This is a genomic window from Rubrivirga sp., assembly GCF_049648075.1.
Classification (GTDB): Bacteria; Bacteroidota; Rhodothermia; order Rhodothermales; family Rubricoccaceae; genus Rubrivirga.
The window spans coordinates 1-5,226 of record NZ_JBARYR010000454.1 but is presented as its reverse complement, the minus strand read 5'-3'; the positions used below and the strand labels follow the sequence as shown (position 1 = coordinate 5,226).

Here is a 5,226-nt window from a genome sequence, read left to right as displayed (position 1 = left end):
TCGACCGTCCGGCGCAGGCCGGCCGCCCGGTCCACCTCCGGCGCCCACCCCAGGACCTCGCGCGCCCGCGTGATGTCGGGCTGGCGGACCTTGGGGTCGTCGGCGGGCAAGTCTCGGTACGTGATCGTCGACGACGAGCCGGTCAACTCGACGACCTCCTCGGCGAACTCCTTGATCGACACCTCGTCGGGGTTGCCGATGTTGACCGGGTCCACCTCGTCAGAGTGGAGCAGGAGCCACAACCCGTCGATCAGGTCATCGACGTATTGGAAGCTCCGCGTCTGGGACCCGTCGCCGAACACCGTGATCGGCTCGCCGCGCAACGCCTGGCCCATGAACGCCGGCAGCGCGCGGCCGTCGTCGAGCCGCATCCGCGGGCCGTACGTGTTGAAGATGCGGACGATCCGGGTCTCGACGCCGTGGTAGCGGTGGTAGGCCATCGTGATGGCCTCGGCGAACCGCTTGGCCTCGTCGTAGACGCCCCGGCTCCCGACCGGGTTGACGTGGCCCCAGTAGGACTCGGGCTGGGGGTGGACCTGGGGGTCGCCGTAGACCTCCGACGTGGAGGCGAGCAGGAACCGGGCGTTCTTGGCCTTGGCGAGCCCGAGCGCGTTGTGCGTCCCGAGCGACCCGACCTTGAGGGTCTGGATCGGCAGGCGGAGGTAGTCGATCGGGCTGGCGGGGCTCGCGAAGTGGAGCACGTTGTCGACCTCGCCCGCGACGTAGATGAACGTCGAGACGTCGTGGTGGACGAACTCGAACCGCTCGTGACCGATCAGGTGCGCCACGTTGTCTGGGTTGCCCGTGACCAAGTTGTCGACGCACACGACGTGATGGCCCTCGGCGACGAACCGGTCGCAGAGGTTGGAGCCGAGGAAGCCGGCGCCGCCGGTGATCAAGGTACGAGGCATGGCGGTACGAGAAAGGATACCGAGGCAGCAGGAGCAGACGTGTGGACAAGCGGCCTCGAGGCCGGACCTCGCCCTCGAGGTCGAGTTAGACGGCGGGCGCGATGTGGGGGCGCCCGACGGAGTGGTACGTGAAGCCGGCCTCGGCCATCCGCTCCGGGTCGAACACGTTGCGACCGTCGAACACGAGCGGAGCGCCGTCGCCCGACCGCCCCCCGGTCATCGACGCGCGGACGCGCTCGAGGTCGGGGCGCCGGAACTCGGGCCACTCGGTCGCAACGACCAGGACGTCGGCGCCGTCGGCCGCCGCGTAGGCGCTCTCGGCGTAGCTCAGCGACCCCACGGAGTTCGTCCCGTCGCCCTCGAGGGGCTCACGTTCGAAGGTCTCTTTCGTGGTACCGGCGGCCTCGGGGTCGAACGCGTGAACGTCGGCGCCGAGACGGACGAGTTCGCGGATGATGACGTGGGCCGGCGACTCCCGGACGTCGTCGGTGTGCGGCTTGAACGCCAGGCCCCACAGGCCGACGCGGACGCCGTCGAGACGTCCGTCGGTGCCCGCGGCCTCGAGGACGCGCGGGACCATCGACCGGCGCTGCTCGTCGTTCACGTCCAAGACGGCGCCCAGGATCTGAAAGTCGTAGTCGTTCTCGCGGGCCGTCCGGTGGAGGGCCTGGACGTCCTTGGGGAAGCACGACCCGCCGAACCCGATCCCCGCGTACAAGAACTTCGGCCCGATCCGGCTGTCCGTCCCGATCCCGCGCCGGACCTTGTCGACGTCGGCGCCGACGCGCTCGCACAGGTTCGCGACCTCGTTCATGAACGTGATCTTGGTGGCCAGCATGGCGTTGGCGGCGTACTTGGTCATCTCGGCCGACTTCTCGTCCATCACGAGGATCGGGTTGCCGCTCCGGACGAACGGCTCGTAGAGCCGGCGCATGACGTCGGCGGCCCGCTCGGAGTCGGTCCCGACCACGACGCGCTCGGGCTTCATGAAGTCGTCGACGGCGGCCCCCTCGCGCAAGAACTCGGGGTTCGAGACCACGTCGAAGTCGGTCCCGGCCTCGAGCCCGTGCCGCTCGATGGCGGCCGTGACGCGGTCGGCGGTACCAACGGGGACGGTGCTCTTGTCGACGATCACCTTGTAGCCCCAGCCTTCGCCGTCGGCCTTGGCCTCAGCCAGCAAGCGCCCGACGTCGTCGGCGACGCCCAGAACGTAGCGGAGGTCGGCCGCGCCGCCCTCGCCGGGAGGTGTCGGGAGCGCGAGAAAGACCGCGTCGGCGGGCTCGAGGGCGGAGGCGAGGTCGGTCGTGAACGTGAGGCGCCCCTCGCGGCGGCCGCGCTCGAAGTAGACCTCGAGGCCGGGCTCGTAGATGGTGAGCCGGCCGTCGCGGAGCGAGTCCACCTTCCCCGAGTCGATGTCGACGCACGCGACTTGGTTGCCCATTTCGGCGAAGCACACGCCCGAGACGAGGCCGACGTATCCGGTGCCCACGACTGCGATGTTCATAACGGTCTAGCGAGAGAGACGAGAGGAGAGCGGAAGGTATCGGCGGGTGCCGGTCGAGACCTGAGGGGTTTATCACTTTGATACCGCGAGTGTCCCCGCTTTTCCGTCCTCGAGGTCGTCTTCGCGGGCGCTCCACCCTCGACCGTTGCCCGGCCGCGGGGCGGCGTCCTACCTTGGTGCCCTGCCCGCCGGAGTGGCGCGAGCCTCTCCCTCGAGACTCCGTAGCTCAGTTGGCAGAGCAGCTGGCTTTTAACCAGCGGGTCGTAGGTTCGAGCCCTACCGGAGTCACAGGCCCACGTTCTTTTGACGTCAGCCCCCTGCCCAGGTGGTGAAATTGGTAGACACGCACGCTTGAGGGGCGTGTGGAGTAAAATCCGTGCTGGTTCGAGTCCAGTCCTGGGCACACAGAAGGCCTTCCAGCGCGGGAAGGCCTTCTTTCGTTTGCGGCACTCGTCCTCGAGGACGCATCACGCCAGACCTCGAGAAGTAACACATCGAGGACGGCCGGGTCCGTCCTCGAGGACGCGCTACGCCGTCTCCGCGCCGGCCGTCGCGAGCGCCTCGAAGCCGCCCACGTTGAGCGCACCGCCGTGGCCCAGGTCGCGGAGCACGCCCGTCGCCTTGCCCGACCGTCCGCCGGAGCGGCAGTACAGGTAGATCGGCCCGTCGTCGGGCAGGTCCATGCCCCGAACACGGTCCACGAAGTCCGGCGCCATCACGTCCACGTTGACGGCGCCCTCGAGGTGGCCCTCGGAAAACTCGTCGGGCGTGCGGACGTCGAGGAGTGGGGCGTTGGTGTCGCGGTCGGCGACGAAAGAGGCGGCGTCGAGGTCGGGGGTGGGCGGCTGCATGTCGGAGAGGAGTGGTTCGTCCTCGAGGACGCACATCCCCGTTTCGAGATCCAGCCTACGTGACGGCTGGGGCGAGCGCAGCCTGGTCGGCCATCACGTTCGGTTCGCCCGGGAGCGACACGGTGAACGTGGTCCCCTCCCCTTCTTTGGTGTCGACCGTGAGCTTGCCGCCGTGGCCGTGGACCACGATCTCGTAGGCGAGCGACAGGCCGAGGCCCGTCCCTTCTCCGCTCGGCTTGGTCGTAAAGAACGGCTCGAAGACGTGGTCCCGAGCGTCGGCGGGGATTCCGGTTCCGTTGTCGCGGACGGTGACGCGGACGCCCTTGCCCTTCCACGTCCTCGACGTGACCGACAAAACGGGCTCGTAGTCGTCGCCCTCGGTCTCGGCGCGCTTGCGCATGGCCTGGAGCGCGTTGTCTAGCAGGTTGAGGAACACGCGGCCCATCTCCTCGGGCACCATCAGCACCTCGCCCAAGTCGGCGTCGAGGTCGGTCTGGATGTCGACGTTGAAGCCGGAGTGCTCGGCGCGCATCCCGTGGTAGGCCAGCCCGACGTACTCCTTGAGCAGGCTGTTGACCGGGGCGGGTCGGCTCGGGCCGGGCTGGGCGCGGCTGTGGGCCAGCATCGACCGGATGATGCCGTCGGCGCGGCGGCCGTGCTCGCGGATCTTGGTCGCGTTCGAGCGCAGGTCGACGAGCAGGTCGCCGGAGGCCTCGAGCGCTTGGTCGACCGACCTCGAGGCGTCCTCCCGCAACTCGTCCTCGAGGTCGTCCAAGAGCTCGACGGAGAGCTGGGCGAAGTTGTTGACGAAGTTGAGCGGGTTCTTGAGCTCGTGCGCGACGCCGGCCGTGAGCTGTCCGAGCGACGCCATCTTCTCGCTCTGCACGAGCTGGGCCTGGGCCTTGCGCAGGCGGACGACGTTGGCCTCGAGTTCGGAGCTCTGGGCTTCGAGCTCGGACCCACGCGCCTCCAGGAGCCGGCCGCGTTGCTGGAGGCGGTCGCGGAGCCGGGCGAGCCGGAGCATCCCCTTGTACTGCGTCAGCCGGCCGGCGTAGAGCGTCGCGCTGGTCGCGGTGCACACGAACGTGACCAGCAGGAGGTACGACAGTCGGCGCACGGTCTCGCCGTCGTCGAGCATCGCGAAGTCCTGCCCCACGATCACGACGGCCATCGTGTGCAGGATGACCAGGAACCCTCCGAGTGCCAGGGTCTGGACCGGCTGAAACGGGACCGTCCCGATGGCGAAGACCAGCAGGAGCGAGAGCCACGCGGCCAAAAACTGGAAGTCGCTCCGCTCGACGTCGTCGACGGTAAGCACGATGGCGCCGATGACCACGAACGCCGTCAGGAGCCACCGCCCGGCGGAGAGTCCCGGTTTAAACCGCGCGATGAGCAGGAAGATGGCGGGGATCGCGAACACGAACAGCTTGTCCGAGAGCGCCCGCCCGACGGACTGCGCCGACGACATGACGTCGCCGCCGCCCAAGAACCCCGTCACGACCGAGGCGACGCCGACGCCCAGGAGCGTGACGACGCCGAACAGCCCCGCGATTCGGACACCGATCGTGGTCGCGTCGTCCAAGACCGCACGGAAGCCGGGCTCGGCCTCCGCTCGTGCCGGGGAGATGTAGCGCTCCCAGAGGACGCGGAGGCGAACGGACGGGGACATGCGGCGGCAGCGGGACAGGGCGTCTACTCACGACCTCGAGGTTTGTCCCCCGAGAGGCCGCAGGACGACAGACGGGACGGACCCATCGAGGGCGAACCCGGCCCCGGGAGCGAACGTCCGACAGCGAACCTCTCCCCTGGCTCATCCGACTCCCCGGCTCCCCACTCCCCGTCGACGCCGTCCTGCCCGAGGTGGTCTCCGCCCTCGAGGACGCGGGCACGGCCGTGCTCCAGGCGCCGACGGGAGCAGGCAAGACCACGCGCGTCCCACTCGCGCTGCTGAGTGCCGACC

The 5,226-nt window shown here is 69.1% G+C and carries 4 protein-coding genes and 2 tRNA genes; 2 read left to right on the top strand and 4 right to left on the bottom strand.

Annotated elements, in window-relative coordinates; all coding sequences use genetic code 11:
• Positions 1 to 911 (bottom strand): UDP-glucuronic acid decarboxylase family protein (locus tag WBA11_RS13025; RefSeq protein ID WP_424521107.1); only part of this gene is annotated, 911 nt, incomplete at its 3' end.
• 85 nt (positions 912 to 996) lie between these two features.
• Complete coding sequence (locus WBA11_RS13020) at positions 997 to 2,415, bottom strand: UDP-glucose dehydrogenase family protein (RefSeq protein ID WP_424521106.1); 1,419 nt, start codon at positions 2,413 to 2,415, stop codon at positions 997 to 999.
• A gap of 215 nt (positions 2,416 to 2,630) precedes the next feature.
• On the opposite strand from WBA11_RS13020, the gene WBA11_RS13015 reads away from it, so the two are divergent.
• Together WBA11_RS13015 and WBA11_RS13010 are read left to right on the top strand one after the other, a co-directional pair.
• A tRNA-Lys gene (locus WBA11_RS13015) sits at positions 2,631 to 2,703 on the top strand.
• Positions 2,704 to 2,734: 31 nt separating this feature from the next.
• Positions 2,735 to 2,818, top strand: a tRNA-Leu gene (locus WBA11_RS13010).
• Positions 2,819 to 2,942: 124 nt separating this feature from the next.
• Here the strand turns inward: WBA11_RS13010 and WBA11_RS13005 are convergent.
• Positions 2,943 to 3,266: a rhodanese-like domain-containing protein gene (locus WBA11_RS13005; RefSeq protein ID WP_424521105.1), complete on the bottom strand. Its 324-nt coding sequence runs from the start codon at positions 3,264 to 3,266 to the stop codon at positions 2,943 to 2,945.
• A 55-nt stretch (positions 3,267 to 3,321) separates the two neighbouring features.
• On the bottom strand, positions 3,322 to 4,935 hold the full coding sequence (locus WBA11_RS13000; protein WP_424521104.1) for a sensor histidine kinase: 1,614 nt from the start codon (positions 4,933 to 4,935) through the stop codon (positions 3,322 to 3,324).
• Positions 4,936 to 5,226: the final 291 nt, after the last annotated feature.